We start from the raw sequence: 16,267 nt of genomic DNA, 5'->3' as shown, positions 1-16,267 counted from the left end.
ATGAACAAACCAAAACTGTACAAAGTATTAAGTACACTTGCTGCTTCAACATTATTACTATCTGCATGTGGGGGTGCTGATAGCGGTAGTAAAAAGGCAAACACAAAAAAAGTAGAAACAAATAAATTTAGTGCTGCTGTAAAAAATGACGGTAAAGAAATTAAAGACGGATCATTAACTTATGGACTCGTTTCAAATTCACCTTTCGCTGGTGTTTTAAGTAGGGTATTGTATGAAGTTGCTCCAGATTCAGAGATTATGGATTTCTTTGATGAACAATTATTAGCTACAGATAAAAACTGGGAAATTACAAATGACGGTGCTGCAACTTATACAATTTCTGAAGATAAAAAAACAATTACAATTAAAATTAAAGATAATGTAAAATGGCACGATGGTAATCCTGTAACAGCTGAGGATTTAGAATATTCTTACTTAATAATCGGTAATAGCAAATATACAGGTATCCGTTACGATACACAAATGCAAATGATTGAAGGTATGGAAGAATATCACAATGGAAAAGCTGACAAAATTTCTGGTATTAAAGTAGTCGATCCAAAAACAATTTCCATTACTTATAAAGAAGTAAACCCTTCACTAAAAACTGGTATTTGGACATATCCTACACCTAAAAAATATTTAGGTGATGTACCAATTGAAAAACTAGCTGAATCAGATAAAATCCGTCAAAATCCAATTGGATTCGGTCCATTTAAAGTGAAGAAAATCGTTCCTGGTGAATCAGTTGAGTATGAGCGTTTTGATGATTACTGGGGCGGCAAACCTAAGCTAAAAAATGTAACATTAAAAGTTGTAAATCCATCTATTGTTAGTGCATCTCTGAAAAAAGGTGATATTGATATTGCAGCAATTACTGCTGATCAATATCCGAACGTAAGTAAATTAAAAAACACACAACTAATTGGTAAAACTGACCTTGCTTACACTTATATCGGATTTAAGTTCGGACATATGGACAAAGCAAAGAATGAAGCTGTAATGGATAACGATAAGTTCAAAGACGTTCGTTTACGTCAAGCGATGGCACATGCAATTGATAGAGAAAAATTAGGAGAGAAAGTATATCACGGACTTCGCGTTCCAGCTAACTCTCCAATTCCACCATCTATGCCAAAGTACCATAATAATGATGTTGGTGCGTATAATTTCGATGTAAATAAAGCGAAAAAACTATTAGATGAAGCTGGGTATAAAGATAAAAATGGTGATGGATTCCGTGAAGATCCAAAAGGTAATGAATTGAAGATTAACTTCTTAACTAGTAGTGGTAGTGAAACAAGTGAACCGCTGGCTAAATTCTACATTCAATCTTGGAAAGATATCGGCTTAAAAGTAGAACTTGTTGATGGACGCTTACACGAATTTAATGCTATGCGTGATATGATTAAAAAAGATGATCCGAAGGTTGATATTTTTGCCGGTGCTTGGAACACTGGCTCTGACCCTGACCTTTCTGGCCTATGGGGCAAAAATGCCGGATTCAACTATCAACGCTGGGTAAATGATGAAAATACGAAGTTATTAGAAGCAGGATTATCAGAAAAAGCTACTGATGAAAAATATCGTAAAGAAGTATACGATAAATGGCAAAAATTAATTCATGACGAAGCACCGATGATTCCAATTCATTACACATTTGATTTAACAGGTGTTAATAAGCGCGTAAAAAATTATGATGTCAACACTGAAGTGAATCAAATAACTTCACATTGGAAAGACGTTACTGTAACAAGTGAGAAGCCAGAAGTAGAAAAATAAACATAAAAATAGCTCTTAGCATTTACATACATGCTAAGAGCTATTTTTTATTTTCATTGCTTTTCCTACTAATGATAACAACCAATTCCTTCCCTACTCTAATATTAAAAGATTTGATGAAATACCTTTATTAAAACAGCTAACGTAACAGATCCAGCAAATCCCCCTAAACAAATTAAGCTTACCCCTTGACTATATGACAAATTTTGAAATGATTTCATTGCTTCCATCCTCCCTATCTCCCCTTTGATACTTTTATTTTACCAATGGGAAAAATTTCATAACATCGATTTCTCTAACAACTAACTTACAAATTTGTAAGTTAACATCTTTTCAACTTATATATCTAGTATTTCCACAAATGAGAGTTATTTATACATAAAAAAGACCTCAGCTATACTAAGGTCTTTAGTTACATTTTATTTTATAATCATCACCGGACATTTCACTCGTTTTGCTATTTTATGACTTACACTACCAAGTACCATTTCTTGCAGTGTATTTAATCCTCTACTTCCCGCTATAACAAGATCTATATCTCCTGTATTTACATATTGAACAATTGTATCTCCAGGATCACCATGTAATATCGTAATTGTATAAGATATGTTCTCTTTCTTTAATAAAACTTCAATCTCTTTTAATTTATCTTTTCGACTAGCCGATATTGTTTCTAAATCTGTTTGACCTTGTATAATATCTGATTTTGCCGTTCTATTATCTACTACGTACACAACTTCAACATTTGTTTCTTCGCTACATTTCGCAATATATGTTGCATGTTCCGCTGCTCGAAGTGCATGTTCAGAACCGTCACATGCTAATATAATTTGTTTGTACATATGCTGAATCCCCTTTTCGTTATCCTACTCGTATTATATAATAAAGCCCCCTAAAAAGGAGGCTTTTAACTAGCAATTCTTTTATTATAAGTAGCTAAATTTGCAACAAGTTTTGAGCTACGTTCATTTAATCCTGTTATACTTACTTTCACACCACTTTGCTCATACTTTATGATAACTTTATCAATTGATGCCACCGCTGAATCATCCCATACGTGCGCATGAGTAAAATTCATTTCAATTTCTTTTACATCTTCATTAAATGAAAAATTATTTATGAAATCGGCTGTGGATGCAAAGAAAAGTTGACCGTGAATTTCGTATATTTTCTTATTTTCAATATATAAATGTTTCACGTGAATCTTTGCCATATTGAATGCAAATAACACCGCACTAATTACTGTTCCGATAATTACACCTACTGCTAAGTTATGTGTAATTAGGACAATCACAACTGTTACGATCATAACAAATGCGTTTCCTTTTGGTACTTTATGAATCGTTGTTACAGAGTTCCAATCAAACGTTCCGATTGAAACCATAATCATAACCGCAACTAAAGCTGCCATCGGAATATGAACGACATAATCTCCTAAAACGAATAGTAATACGATTAAAAATCCGCCCGCTACAAATGTTGATAGGCGACCTCGTCCACCTGATTTAATATTAATAACAGATTGACCGATCATTGCACATCCTGCCATTCCTCCGAAGAAACCAGCGACGATGTTTGCGATCCCTTGTCCGCGTGCCTCTTTATGCTTATTACTTTCTGTATGCGTCATATCATCTAAAACTGAAGCTGTTAATAAAGACTCTAGTAAACCAATAATTGCAAGCATAACTGCATAAGGTAAAATAATCCCTAATGTTTCTAATGTAAGTGGCACATCAGGAATACTAAAGAACGGTAATTCTTTCGGTAGGCTTCCCATATCCCCTACTGTTTTCAACTGTAATCCGCTCATAAGTGCAATACTCGTCACAATAATAATTGAAATAAGCGTAGAAGGTACAACCGTTGTAATACGTGGAAATAAATATATAATTGCAAGTCCTAATACAACGAGTGCATACATTTGCCAAGTTGCATTTTTAAAATGCGGTAATTGCGCTGTAAAAACTAAAATTCCAAGTGAATTTAAAAAACCACTCATAACAGATTTCGGAACAAACTTCATAAATGAGCTCAGTTTGAACACGCCAAAAATAATTTGGACAATACCTGTTAATATTGTTGTAGCAAATAAATATTGCAAACCATGATCTTTAACGAGCGTTACCATTAATAATGCCATTGCACCTGTTGCAGCTGAAATCATCCCAGTTCTTCCGCCAACAAATGAAATGGTAACTGCAATACAAAAGGCTGCATATAGTCCAACTGTCGGATCCACGCCTGCAATAACAGAGAAAGCTATCGCTTCAGGGATTAACGCTAAAGCAACGACAATTCCTGATAACACGTCCCCTCTCACATTAGAAAACCAATCATTTTTTATCGTTTGAAACAAAATACCACTCCTCTACTCCTTTATAATTTGATTTTCTCCATAAGAAAATCTAGCCGACTGTACGAAAGCTATTATATAACGAGTAGAAGATTTTTTACTATGTAAAAGTTTCCTAAAGAAAAAGACGCTACCTTAGTAGCGTCTTTTCTCATTTCATTAATGTCCACCGTGTCCTTGACCACTTTCCTGAACAATTTCTAACCTCTCATCTAGTATTCCTTGTGTTTCAAATGAAATATCACTCGTACTTCCTAATAAGAAGCCATGATTATATGGTCCAAGTGTTGGATCATCTTTAAACTTCGGCTGAATAGTAGCAAGGAAGTCATACACTGGTTGTGAAGCTTTCCCTTCTTCTAACAAGACAACAGGTGCGTGTTTACCCATATGTGAAAAAGGTGCCCCAGCAACTGCTAAATCTGGTGTTTTGCTTGAAACAAATGATAAACCGTGACCAGGTTTTGTGAATCCCCAGCCAAATTTTGTTTTTTCATCTTTAAATTTAGCGAACGCAATCGAGTTTTCTGTAGGAGTCTCTCCACTAATACGCGTTACTTTCCCGTATTTGCTTAACTCCTTTTCTACTTCTTTTGAAACAATTTTTTCTGGCCCTAATATATATATATTAGCTTTATCTTTTCTCATTTTTAATGCCTCTATTGTCGTTTCTGGCACTTTATTCTTTTCTGTATAGAGTAGTGGTTCCGGCATATGAGAAATCCAGTTTACAGCGGGTGTTGTATATAAACGTCCTTCTTCTGCAGATGAACCGATAATAACACTATTTGGGTAGCTTCCTGTTATATCCGCATACTCCTTATCAACATCTTTCGCAAATATAGCTGGGTCCGTTTCTTTTATTTGTTTTACTTTATAACCTTTTAATTGTTCAAGCGCGCTAGTACCTACATCCCCCATCACCATAATTTGTGTTCCATCTTTCGTTCCGATTGGATTTAATCGTTTTATTTCTTTTAACGTCATTTCTGGTATTTTTTCTTTTTCTATAAATAAAATCGGTCCGTTATTCGGATGATGAATAAGGTCTGCACTCGCAATACCTAATTGCCACTCGCTCACTGGTACTAAAATAACAGCACCTGGCTGGTTCTCTTTATGGGTTGCTGGCCATATCGTTTGCGAAGTTAACACTGCCATTTGCAGGGGATCATTTGTATTTAACCTCGTCACATTTTTTAAACTTGTCGTTAATAAATCATTCGATGCCCCTTCGTTCATTTCTTTTGGCGCCGTTACCTCCTGATTCATTTTCATTTCCTTTTGCTCTGTTTTTTTCTCTTTTGTAGATTCATGGTTTTTATGGTCTGTATTCGTTTGTCCGCATGCAGCAAGACCAACTGCTGTAATTATTGTTATCCCAAAAATTCGGGTCATTTTTTTCACTATACCGCCTCCGTATTAATCATTTTTGAGCCAATATGATTACCTAAAATGTAATTTCAACTCCACAATAACAAGCAATTCTGAAGAAATTATGCAGACACATCATAATCTGCACCATTTCTTCATGATTTTGCATTACACTTTAAGTAACGATTATAAATATGGAGGGCTCTCTATGATTGATATACTGCTCGTAGACGATGAACCGAGAATGCTTGAATTATTAACTCTTTATCTTACTCCAATTGGATATAACTGCGTATGTGCGAATTCAGGAGAAGAAGCTATTTTACATATAGAAAATCAAAACTTTAAATTTGTTTTACTCGATATTATGATGCCAAAGATGGACGGATGGGAAACGTGCAAAAAAATCCGATCTTTTAGTAACATTCCTATCATTATGGTTACAGCTCGTGATCAAACAGTAGATGTCGTTCAAGGATTAAAACTCGGAGCCGATGATTACGTAACGAAACCTTTCCATGAAGAAGAACTTTTCGCAAGAATTGAAGCCGTTTTAAGACGTACAAATGAACATAAACAAATCCAATATCACGGTATTGTATGGGATGAAACAAAACACTTCGTTTCTGTCCATAATGAAGAGCTCCTTCTCACACCAATTGAATTTTCTTTACTCGGATTATTTTTACGCCATGTGAACTACGTATTAAACCGTGATCAGCTCATCGAACGAATTTGGGGGTTAAACACAAATACAGAAGATCGCACAGTCGATTCACATATTCGCAATTTACGTGATAAATTGCGAAAAGCACATTTCCCTATTGATCATCATTTAAAAACTGTTTACGGAGTCGGATATCGATGGGTTGATACTCTAGATTAAGGAGCAAAGCAATGAAGCGAATTTCTATTCAGCTCGGATTTTATTTTTTGATTGTTACACTTTTAATCGAAAGTGTTCTATTTGTCTCGCTTTATTATAGCCTTGTCAACAATAGAGTAAATGAAGAAATGACAGCTTTATTAAAGCGCGGAAATAGTCACAGAGATGTCCTTGAAAAGTATTTTGATAAGCAAACAATCTCCCATGTTGCACTAATGGAATCCGAAGCCGAAACTACTGTTGTTATTACAAATGCAAATAAGGAGGTACTAGCTAAATCCAATGAAATAAATACTACTATAAAAAAGCATATTGAAAAGATGCAAACACGGACAGATCATGACGGAGCAATTATAGAGAATCATTGGAAAACATCTAATTATATATGTACAGTTAGCCCCATTGTAGTAGATGGAAAACATAAAGGCTATGTGTACATGTTTCTTGGAACAGAATCAATTGAAAAGTTGGTTAATGGATTAACGAAACAATTCATTATTGCTGGTGCTATCACGTTTCTACTCACAGTCATCACAATTTTCCTATTATCACGTTTATTAACAAAACCATTGTTACACATGAAACATGCCACTGAAAAAATGAGTAAAGGCGATTTGTCCGTTTCGTTAACGACTACTCGAAATGATGAAATTGGCGAACTAGCATCATCTATTCAAACGCTCGCAAATGATTTACATTATATGAAAACAGAGCGAAGTGAATTTCTAGCAAGTGTTGCTCACGAATTACGAACACCGTTAACATACGTAAGAGGTTATGCTGACATTGCTTTAAAAGAAAGCACCTCTCCTGAACAACGTTTGCGATATTTATCAATTATAAAAGATGAGTCTGATTACATTACAAACTTAGTTCAAGATTTATTTTCACTTGCACAAATGGAACAACATAACTTTTCTATTCAAGTAAAGGAAGTGCATTTACACACCTTCCTTACTCGCATAGCTGAAAAAGTAAACGCCATGTATAAAGAAAGATACATTAAAGTTTCTTTCTCTTGTTCTCCTACATTGCTAGTAAACTTAGATGAACAGCGATTTGAACAAGTTATAGTAAACATTTTAAATAACGCTTATAGACATTCAAAAGAACATTCTCATATAAACATTTCTATTACAGAAGAACATAAACGTATCTCCATTACAATTGAAGATGAAGGCGAAGGTATTCCTCCTGAAGACCTCCCTCACATTTTCGACCGCTTTTATCGTGTTGATAAAGCTAGATCACGAGCTACAGGTGGAACTGGTTTAGGACTATCTATCGTGAAGGAAATTGTAGAGCTACACGGCGGGAATATTACAGTAACGAGTGAAGTCAATCACGGGTCTTGCTTTATAATTTCATTACCATCTATAAAGAAACACGACTATCATTAGTAGTCGTGTTTCTTTATCATCTTACTTTATAATATAAATTTACAAATTGCCCAAAACGTTTCGTATCCGTTAAAGTTAAATTAATTTCTGGATTCTTTTCTTTAAATAATGGGACACCTGAGCCTAATATATGCGGTGTAATCGTAACAATATATTCATCAATTAGATTATTTTTAAAGAATTCTCTCAGTAGCTCTCCTCCACCAACCATCCATATTTTAGACCCTTCTTGTGCTTTTAACCTTTTTGTAAACTCCACTACATCTTCATTTACAAATTCCACGTTTCCGTCTGAACCTTTTTCTGAACGAGAAAAAACATAACATGCTTTATCTAAGTACGGGAATGTTTCCGTATGCTCTACTACATAATCGTACGTTTTCTTTCCCATAATTATTGTATCAATTGTTTCGTACATTTCTGTATAACCGTTATCTCCCTCTCCTTCCGTTTCCATTAACCACTCTAAATCATCATTTTCTTTCGCAATATATCCATCTAAACTCGCCGCTATAAATAAAACTATTTCACGTGACATATCTTTTCCTCCTTGTATCTCATCTTGATAACATATGATGTAAACAATATACTAACAATAAAACATGACAATTTATGTCACGTTAAAAAGAAAAGGTGATACATTTGTCAAAAGCTAAACGCTTATTAGATATTCTTATATTTGCTTCTGCGAAAAAAACATTTACAGCTCAAGAAATAGCTGATGAATTTAATATTTCCGTTCGTACGGTTCATAGATACATTTTAGATTTAAGTGATATGGGATTACCCATTTATGCTGAACAAGGTCGTAATGGAGGATATAAAGTATTAACAACTAGGGTCATTCCACCTATCTTATTTACGGAAGAAGAAGCAGTCTCCATCTTTTTTGCCTTTCAATCTTTAAGCTACTACAGAGACTTGCCTTTTAATACAGAAATCAATTCTGTCACTCATAAACTATATAGCTCTATACAACATGAGGCGAAAGTGAAAGTTGATAAAATACGTTCTTATATCGCCTTTTGGAATCCGAAGAGAACAATTGAGACCCCACTTTTAAACGAAGTGTTAACAGCGGCTATTGAAAATAAAAATTTACACTTTCAATACGAATCTAAATCAGGGATAAAAACAAAACATGTTCATCCGATTGGTGTATATGCTCACGACGGGTTATGGTACTTACCGTCCTATGACTTCGGTAGAAAAAAAGTATTACTGTATCGCGTTGATCGTATTCTCTCAATATTATCGATGGAAGAAAATACAGATACATTCATGAATTTAGAAGAGTGGTTTGCCTCTAACTCTAACGTAGTACACAATCCTACTCAGTTACATGTTTTACTGACAACAGAAGGCGTACGCCAATGTAAAAGCGTTCCTTATCTTGAGGAATTCGTTATAGTAAACGCGGATGGGACAGGATATATACATTCAACAATTGATAAAGGTGAGATTAACTTTATTACTCCTTTATTTTATAGACTTGGAAAAGATGCAAAAGTTTTAGAACCGAAAGAATTGATAGATGGTTTACGTATACGTGCGAAAGAAATTTTAAGTATGTATGAAGACGAAAAAAGCTGCTAAATATAAGCAGCTTTTTGTGTATTTGTTCCTATTGTTTTGACTGTTGACGAATATCAAACCACCAACGATGTTTCGCATTCATATTTTCAGTGTCGCCAGTCCCTCTGTAATTGAAAGCATCCAAAAAGATTGAATCTAGTTTATCCTCATCTACAAAATAACCTAGATTAACCTTTACAGTTTGTCCTGGTGTGATACTGCCAATATTGTAAAAGCTTTTTCCATCTCCGTGAGGTTCTAAATAATCCACTTCACCCGTCATAATATTTCTTTCTGCAATTCCATCTTTCCCAGCATAATTCCATACATTTCCTTTACCTTTAAGCACTTGTATGGATGGATGCATATAAATTTCTTCTGTCTCCTGTTTACCTATATTTTTCACTGTTGTTGTCAGGTAGACAAATTTAGGATGAATTAATTTTGACTCTACTAGTTTATCAATTGAATCTTTACCATTTCCAACTTTATATTCATCCCGTCTATATGGTATCAATTGTCCCCCTTGATCCAAAGCTTGATTCTCGCTTAGTCTTCCTAATCCCATTTCATTAAAGTTTTCTTGCTTAAAATCTTTGATCGAATCAAAAACTTCAACTTTTTCTATCACATATTCAATTTGGCTCTGATCCATAGATATCGTTACTGGAACCTTTTGTCCTATATGAAATAGTCGTTTGCTATCTTTTTTCAAAGGAATCACCTTAGTTGTTTTACCTTCTTGGCTAAAATACTTTTTATCATAATCACTTATATGTGATGACTTTTCTTTTGACGTGGGCTCAAGTGAAATGCTCCCTAACACATCTATCATTTGTTCTTCGTTTATATCGTTTCCAATATAACTTTGTAACATAATTCCCTCTTCCTTAAAATAGAGAAAAATCACTCTATTAAACATTAAATCTTTATTACCAGTTTCTCTATGGACAATTACTGCCTTCTTACCATTTATCTCTTGTTCTTCATAACTTTTCGAGTACAGAGTTGGAAAATCTGAATTCCCCCCTACTCTCCAAAGAGCAAATGAAAATCCACCTAGTGCGTAGTTATCTTTAAATGAATATTTCATAGCACTGTCATCAATTGCTTCCATATTTTCTGGTAATTTATCGATTTTCAGCTTATACCACTTATCAGCCTTTTTCGTGTCCTTATTTGTTACCGACACATTTACTTCATAATTTTGTTTTTGGACAATCATATTATAGACTTTCACTGCACCAAAAACGGTTGTCGGCATACCAATCAATAAGCAAGCAGCAGCGATTAACATACGATGTCTTTTACTCTTTTTCTGTGGTCGCTCGCCCTTCAGCTTCATTTCCTCCATAAACAGTTTCTTTTTGCGCGTATATGTATGTGAAAATTCATGTTGTTCTTCGGATTTATCAAAATCATCTAAAGCAATTTTTTCAGCAAGTTCATATATTTCTTTGGAGTTCTTTGAATTCGTCATGTTGTATACCTCCTATCATATTTTGGACTCGTTTTCGAGCGCGTTCAAACTGCTTGCGGACATTAGCCTCCGTAATCCCCATTACACTTGAAATTTCTTGATACGTTAAGTTATAGAAGACTTTGTACTTAAACACCTGTCTGTTAGATTCATTTAACTCTTTTAGCAATGTATCAATTTGAACCTCAGACATTTTACGTTTTCCCCACTCTTCAATATTTTCATCTACTGCTTCTATTGATTCTCTTTCATATTCTTCTAAAAATGTTTCATGTCGTTTATTTTTCCGGTAACTATCAATCGCCTTGTTTTTCGCGACCCTCAAAATATAGCGTTTAAGCTCTTGAGTAGCCAAGCTATGGAGCTTTTCCAAGTTCTTATAAAGAGTAATAAACGTCTCTTGAACCGCATCTTCAGCCTGTTGAATATTATTTAAAATAGAATAAGCTACATAATAAATTTTTTGTTCATACAACTCATATAGCTCTTCCATCTTTTCATAATCGTTGTTTGTAACTTTCATATAATTCCTCCTCTCACTCTATATAACGAATGAGCACTGTAACTTTGTGACACTACAAAATCTTTTTATAGATAAAATTTAATAATAGAATAAGCAAAAGCCCAATTTCTCTATTGTAACTAAGAAATTGGGCTTTTTAATATTAGAATTTTCCTGACTGTATCTCTAAGAAAAATTCTTTTACACCTTTTCAATATGCAGTATTTGCTCTATCGCTTCTTTTAACAAATTCTTTGTCTCTTCAAAGTTATGATTCTTCTTTTCCTCCGGTTGCACCGTATAAAACTCAGCAAACGAACGCTCTTTATATCTTGGTACGACATGCATATGGTAATGTGTTAACTCGTTAAATACTCCACCATTTTGACAAACTGTAATTCCATCTGGTTTATATAATGCCTTAATCGCTTTTGCAATCAGCTTAGAAGCATCCATAATTGATCTTGCTACAACGTCATCTAATTCGTCTACTTCTACAACATGCTGCTTTGGCACAATTAAAGTATGTCTTGGGTAGAAAGGCGCATGATCTAAAAAGCAAGTTACATAATCATCTTCATATACTTTATATATTTTTTCCTCTTCGTTTGCTAATTTACAACCTAAACAGTCCACTACACTTTCCACTCTTTCTAAAAACATAAAAACGTGAGAATACGGCTCTCACGTTTTTATGTTTTACTTTATCAATTCAATCGTTTCCGTAACCTTTATACTATCTTTTACAGATTGAACAATCGTGCAATTTTTCACTGCAAGCTGCAATGCTTTGTCCAACTGCTCTTCTGTAATGTTTTCCGCTTTAATTTTATAGTGCAAATGAACACTTTCAACTGGTTTGGATAAAGCTTCACTTCTACCAATTTCAGTTTCGATCGTAAACGTATCGTATGTAATACGTTTCTTTTCTAAAATTGTTCGAAAGACAATTGCACTACATCCTGCGATAGAAGAAACGAGTAATTGTAACGGTGAATACCCGTTTTCTTTTCCAATCGCTAATTGAGCGTACGATAAATCTGCCTTTATATCATCGTGTTTGATTGTTAGTTTCATTTGTTTTGTCCATCTCCACTTTCATCGGTTTCTGCTGTTTCTTACTCATATAATAATAATATATATAGCAGAAAATGATAAATGGAATACCGCAGTATAACGCCATTCTTTGTTCAGGAATAAACGCTAAACTAATAACAACGATGCTATTTGTAATTAAAGCTAAAATTGGAACAATCGGATATAGTGGTGTTCTATACTTTAAGTCCTCTAACTTTCCTCCGCCTTTTATATACTGACTTCTAAAGCGAAGTTGCGATAGAGCAATAATGATCCAACTTGAAACAGCCGATAAACCAGCTATCGATAATAAGTACATGTATACTGTATCTTCTGCAAGGAAACTTGTGAATAGGGATAATCCAGCTACCGCAATCGTTACGACTAGCGCTGTAATTGGAATACCACGTTTATTTACTTTCTTGAAAGAAGTTGGTGCCATTCCTTCATTTGCAAGTGACCATAATATACGTGTCGCTGCATATAATCCAGAGTTCGCTACAGATAATAACGCAGTAATAATAACGAAGTTCATAATATCAGCTGCATATGGAATACCGATTTTATCAAATACAACTACGAATGGACTTTCAATTACGCCTGCTTCCTTCCAAGAAATTAATCCTACTAAAATTGTCATTGTTAAAATGAAGAATAACATAATACGCCATACTGTATTACGGATCGCACGTGGAATTGTTTTTTCTGGATTTTCACTTTCTCCCGCTGCAATTCCGATTAACTCTGTTCCTTGGAACGAGAAGTTAACTGTAATCATTGTAAGTAATACGGCAGCTAGTCCATTTGGGAAAAGTCCACCATCGCTTACAAAGTTAGAGAAAAGAGGTGCTGCTTCTTTTCCGTCATACGATATAAATCCTAATAATGCACTACCACCAAGAACAACAAATGCAAGGATTGTAATTACTTTAATACTAGAAAACCAAAATTCTAATTCGGCATAACTTTTTGCCGAAATTGCGTTTGAAGCATATAAAATAACGCCGAATACAAGGCACCATACCCAAACATCAACATTTGGAAACCATCTTTTCATCATTAAACCGATTGACGTTAATTCTAGTCCTACTGTTACTGCCCAGCCAAGCCAGTATAACCAGCCAATCATAAAGCCCGTTCCTGGTCCAATAAACTTCGTTGCATACTTTTGGAAAGATCCCGAAACCGGCATTGCTACCGTTAACTCTCCAAGACAAAGCATTGTTAAATACATAATAAATCCGCCTACTAAATATGAAAGGATGGCTCCCCCTGGTCCAGCCTGATTAATAGTGTAACCTGAACCTAAGAAAAAACCAGTTCCGATTACACCACCTAGTGCGATCATAAATAAATGTCTACTCTTCATCGTACGATGTAATTTCTCATTCGTTGGTTGCTGCATCTAAATCCTCCCCCTACCATACCCCTATGTCTTGTTAAAATTTTCTGATAATAAAAATATACACGAAAGCGATTACATTTTCTATATAAAATTAAAACTTTTCTGATAAAATAATATAAAAAATCTAATTATTGCAAGATTTAGATTCTATTTAGAGGAAAATAAGGATAAACAAGGAAAAAACTCTTACATATATTGTAAGAGTCAACGAAGTTCTAACCTTCTCGATAAAATTGATAAACTATAATTTACGATAAAATACATACAAGCAACTACTATAAACGTCGGAATCATATAATTTACATTTTGCCCGCTAATAATTTGAGCATTATGAATAAGCTCTGGTAGTGATATAACGACTGCTAGCGCTGTATCTTTCAGCAATGAAATAAACTGACTGACAAGTGGCGGGACCATTCTTCTTAATGCTTGTGGCAAAATAATATGCCACAGCGCTTGAACATACGTTAATCCGGAAGACCTCGCTGCTTCGATTTGCCCTTTTTCGATAGATAATAGACCACTTCGAACAATTTCAGATATCATTGCAGCTTCAAATATTGTTAAAGCAACAATTGTAGCTGTTATAATTTCTAATTTCAAGCCTGCTTCTGGAAGTGCAAAATACGTGAAAAATATAATTAACAGTAGTGGTAAGTTTCGAATCACTTCAACGATAATTCCTAATATTTGTGAGACGACAGGTATTTTCGTGTAGCGCAATATTCCTATTACACTACCGATAATAAAGCTAAGTACAATTGCTACGAGCGCTACCTCTAACGTTATAAGTAATCCTTTTAATAAAAATAGAATATGATCCCCTGTAATTGCTCCCTTAAAATCCATTTACACCGCCTCCTTTGCCAAGCGTTTTTCTAAATAACGCACTAGCATACTGAGCGGAATTGTTAATATTAAATAAAACATCCCGACAAATATATAAACATCAAACGTAACAAACGTCTTCGTTGAAATTAAATCTCCTTGATACATTAAATCAGTACCAGCGATAATTCCGAGTATGGAAGAGTTTTTTACTAAATTGAGAAATTGATTTCCTAGAGGAGGAATTACGATTTTCATCGCTTGAGGTAAGACAACATAATACATCGCCTGTACATACGTTAACCCTGAAGACCTTGCTGCTTCCATCTGACCTTTCGCGACTGATAGAATACCAGCGCGAATGACTTCCGCAATAAAAGCTGCCGTATATACCGTAAGCGTAACTGTTCCTGCTACAAAACCATTTAAAGTAATTCCTATTACAGGTAAAGCGAAATAAAATATAAATGCAATTAATACGAGTGGAATATTTCTTACAAACTCTACAAAAGCTGATCCTACCCAATTTAAAATACGAATCGGTGCAATACGCATTACCGCCAAAATTACTCCTAAAATAAAGCTTCCTATTAATGCAATTACACTAGACATAACTGTATACTTAAAGCCTTCTAAATACATATCAATGTTATTCGTTAGTATAGAAAAATCAGGCACATATTCTCCCCTCTTTCTTTACAAGAAGAGGATGAGCATCCCTCATCCTCTCACTCTTATTATTTATTCCAATTAAGTGTCACTTTATTTTTCTTGTTTTTGACCAATCCATTTCTCATACAATTTATCGTATTCTCCATTCGCTTTCATATCTTTTAGCAAGCTATTAATCTCTTTCGTTAAATCATCTGCACCTTTTTGCACTGCAATTCCGTACGGTTCATCTGTGAAAATTTTCCCTACAACTTCATAATTTGAATCTTGTTTTGCCATGCCGTAAAGAATTGCATTATCTGTCGTTAAAACATCACCTTTTCCTGCTTTTAACGCCGTAAACGCCTCACTGTAATTTTCAAATTCTAATACAGTCGCTTCTGGTGACTTTTGACGAATGTTATTTGTAGATGTTGAGCCTTTTACAGCTAATACTTTCACACCTTGTTTTATATCATCAATACTCTTAATATTGCTTCCTTTTTTCACAAGTAACGATTGCCCTGCTTTAAAATATACATCTGAAAAATCCACTTCTTTTTTGCGTTCTTCCGTAATTGTCATTGTTGCAATAATTGCATCAATATCACCATTTTTCAGCATTGGAATACGTGTTTTAGACGTTACTTCTTTCAGCTCTAGCTTCTTTTCATCTCCAAGAATCTTTTTCGCCAGTGCCTTCGCGACATCAACATCGAAACCCTCTACCTGCCCTGTTGAAGGATTTTTTAATCCAAATAAATTCGTATCATTCTTCACCCCAACTACTAATTTCCCTCGTTTCTTAATTTGCTCAACAGCCCCGCCTTGCTTCGTATTTGTTTCCTTTGCCTCATCTTTCTTACTTCCGCATCCAGCAACAACAAGCACGAATAAACATGAAAATACGATTAAAGTAAATAACTTTTTCATTTTAAGCATGAAATTCCT

General features: G+C 34.5%; 17 protein-coding genes. 4 read left to right on the top strand and 13 right to left on the bottom strand.

Features of this window, described 5'->3' with window-relative positions; genetic code table 11:
* Positions 1-1,782 carry an oligopeptide ABC transporter substrate-binding protein gene (opp4A, locus tag QCI81_RS17675; protein WP_001039729.1) on the top strand — a complete coding sequence of 594 codons (1,782 nt, stop codon included), beginning with the start codon at positions 1-3 and terminating at the stop codon, positions 1,780-1,782.
* Positions 1,783-1,886: 104 nt separating this feature from the next.
* On the opposite strand, the gene QCI81_RS17670 is transcribed toward opp4A, so the two are convergent.
* The 4 genes from QCI81_RS17670 to QCI81_RS17655 all read right to left on the bottom strand — a co-directional run bounded on the left by QCI81_RS17670 (position 1,887) and on the right by QCI81_RS17655 (position 5,545).
* Positions 1,887-2,003 (bottom strand): DUF4027 family protein, encoded by a 117-nt coding sequence (locus QCI81_RS17670; protein WP_002094283.1) that lies wholly within the window; start codon positions 2,001-2,003, stop codon positions 1,887-1,889.
* A gap of 198 nt (positions 2,004-2,201) precedes the next feature.
* Positions 2,202-2,624 carry a universal stress protein gene (locus tag QCI81_RS17665; RefSeq protein WP_000278001.1) on the bottom strand — a complete coding sequence of 141 codons (423 nt, stop codon included), beginning with the start codon at positions 2,622-2,624 and terminating at the stop codon, positions 2,202-2,204.
* Between the two features lie 65 nt (positions 2,625-2,689).
* Positions 2,690-4,141 (bottom strand): SulP family inorganic anion transporter, encoded by a 1,452-nt coding sequence (locus tag QCI81_RS17660; protein ID WP_071732220.1) that lies wholly within the window; start codon positions 4,139-4,141, stop codon positions 2,690-2,692.
* A 156-nt stretch (positions 4,142-4,297) separates the two neighbouring features.
* Positions 4,298-5,545, bottom strand: coding sequence for an ArsR family transcriptional regulator (locus tag QCI81_RS17655; protein WP_071732221.1), 1,248 nt, complete (start codon positions 5,543-5,545; stop codon positions 4,298-4,300).
* A 175-nt stretch (positions 5,546-5,720) separates the two neighbouring features.
* Here QCI81_RS17655 and QCI81_RS17650 point away from each other — a divergent pair, with 175 nt between their 5' ends.
* Both QCI81_RS17650 and QCI81_RS17645 read left to right on the top strand, forming a co-directional pair.
* Positions 5,721-6,398 (top strand): response regulator transcription factor, encoded by a 678-nt coding sequence (locus tag QCI81_RS17650; RefSeq protein ID WP_000565468.1) that lies wholly within the window; start codon positions 5,721-5,723, stop codon positions 6,396-6,398.
* An 11-nt stretch (positions 6,399-6,409) separates the two neighbouring features.
* Positions 6,410-7,798 carry a sensor histidine kinase gene (locus QCI81_RS17645; protein ID WP_071732222.1) on the top strand — a complete coding sequence of 463 codons (1,389 nt, stop codon included), beginning with the start codon at positions 6,410-6,412 and terminating at the stop codon, positions 7,796-7,798.
* Between the two features lie 16 nt (positions 7,799-7,814).
* On the opposite strand, the gene QCI81_RS17640 is transcribed toward QCI81_RS17645, so the two are convergent.
* Complete coding sequence (locus QCI81_RS17640; RefSeq protein WP_071732223.1) at positions 7,815-8,336, bottom strand: dihydrofolate reductase family protein; 522 nt, start codon at positions 8,334-8,336, stop codon at positions 7,815-7,817.
* Between the two features lie 95 nt (positions 8,337-8,431).
* On the opposite strand from QCI81_RS17640, the gene QCI81_RS17635 reads away from it, so the two are divergent.
* Entirely contained in the window at positions 8,432-9,394 is a 963-nt protein-coding gene (locus tag QCI81_RS17635; RefSeq protein ID WP_340137273.1) for a helix-turn-helix transcriptional regulator, read from the top strand.
* Positions 9,395-9,422: 28 nt separating this feature from the next.
* On the opposite strand, the gene QCI81_RS17630 is transcribed toward QCI81_RS17635, so the two are convergent.
* From QCI81_RS17630 to glnH, 8 genes are all read right to left on the bottom strand, one after another.
* Positions 9,423-10,853 (bottom strand): DUF4367 domain-containing protein, encoded by a 1,431-nt coding sequence (locus QCI81_RS17630; RefSeq protein ID WP_071732225.1) that lies wholly within the window; start codon positions 10,851-10,853, stop codon positions 9,423-9,425.
* Entirely contained in the window at positions 10,819-11,376 is a 558-nt protein-coding gene (locus QCI81_RS17625) for an RNA polymerase sigma factor (RefSeq protein ID WP_071732226.1), read from the bottom strand. Before QCI81_RS17625 ends, QCI81_RS17630 begins: the two co-directional genes overlap by 35 nt.
* Before the next feature lie 180 nt (positions 11,377-11,556).
* Positions 11,557-11,991: an HIT family protein gene (locus QCI81_RS17620; protein ID WP_071732227.1), complete on the bottom strand. Its 435-nt coding sequence runs from the start codon at positions 11,989-11,991 to the stop codon at positions 11,557-11,559.
* Positions 11,992-12,054: 63 nt separating this feature from the next.
* Complete coding sequence (locus tag QCI81_RS17615) at positions 12,055-12,432, bottom strand: OsmC family protein (RefSeq protein ID WP_000778853.1); 378 nt, start codon at positions 12,430-12,432, stop codon at positions 12,055-12,057.
* Complete coding sequence (locus QCI81_RS17610) at positions 12,407-13,837, bottom strand: amino acid permease (RefSeq protein ID WP_001187093.1); 1,431 nt, start codon at positions 13,835-13,837, stop codon at positions 12,407-12,409. Before QCI81_RS17610 ends, QCI81_RS17615 begins: the two co-directional genes overlap by 26 nt.
* A gap of 204 nt (positions 13,838-14,041) precedes the next feature.
* Complete coding sequence (locus QCI81_RS17605) at positions 14,042-14,686, bottom strand: amino acid ABC transporter permease (RefSeq protein WP_000345978.1); 645 nt, start codon at positions 14,684-14,686, stop codon at positions 14,042-14,044.
* Positions 14,687-15,343, bottom strand: a complete 657-nt coding sequence (locus QCI81_RS17600) for an amino acid ABC transporter permease (protein WP_001112682.1) — start codon at positions 15,341-15,343, stop codon at positions 14,687-14,689.
* A gap of 84 nt (positions 15,344-15,427) precedes the next feature.
* The gene (glnH, locus tag QCI81_RS17595) at positions 15,428-16,258 is read right to left on the bottom strand and encodes a glutamine ABC transporter substrate-binding protein GlnH (RefSeq protein WP_071732228.1); all 831 of its coding nucleotides are present in this window, start codon (positions 16,256-16,258) and stop codon (positions 15,428-15,430) included.
* Positions 16,259-16,267: the final 9 nt, after the last annotated feature.

The sequence above is a fragment of the Bacillus cereus group sp. MG20 genome (genome assembly GCF_040459885.1).
Lineage (GTDB): Bacteria > Bacillota > Bacilli > Bacillales > Bacillaceae_G > Bacillus_A > Bacillus_A cereus.
Note: the sequence above shows the minus strand (reverse complement) of the source record. Positions and strands in the feature narration are given on the sequence as shown.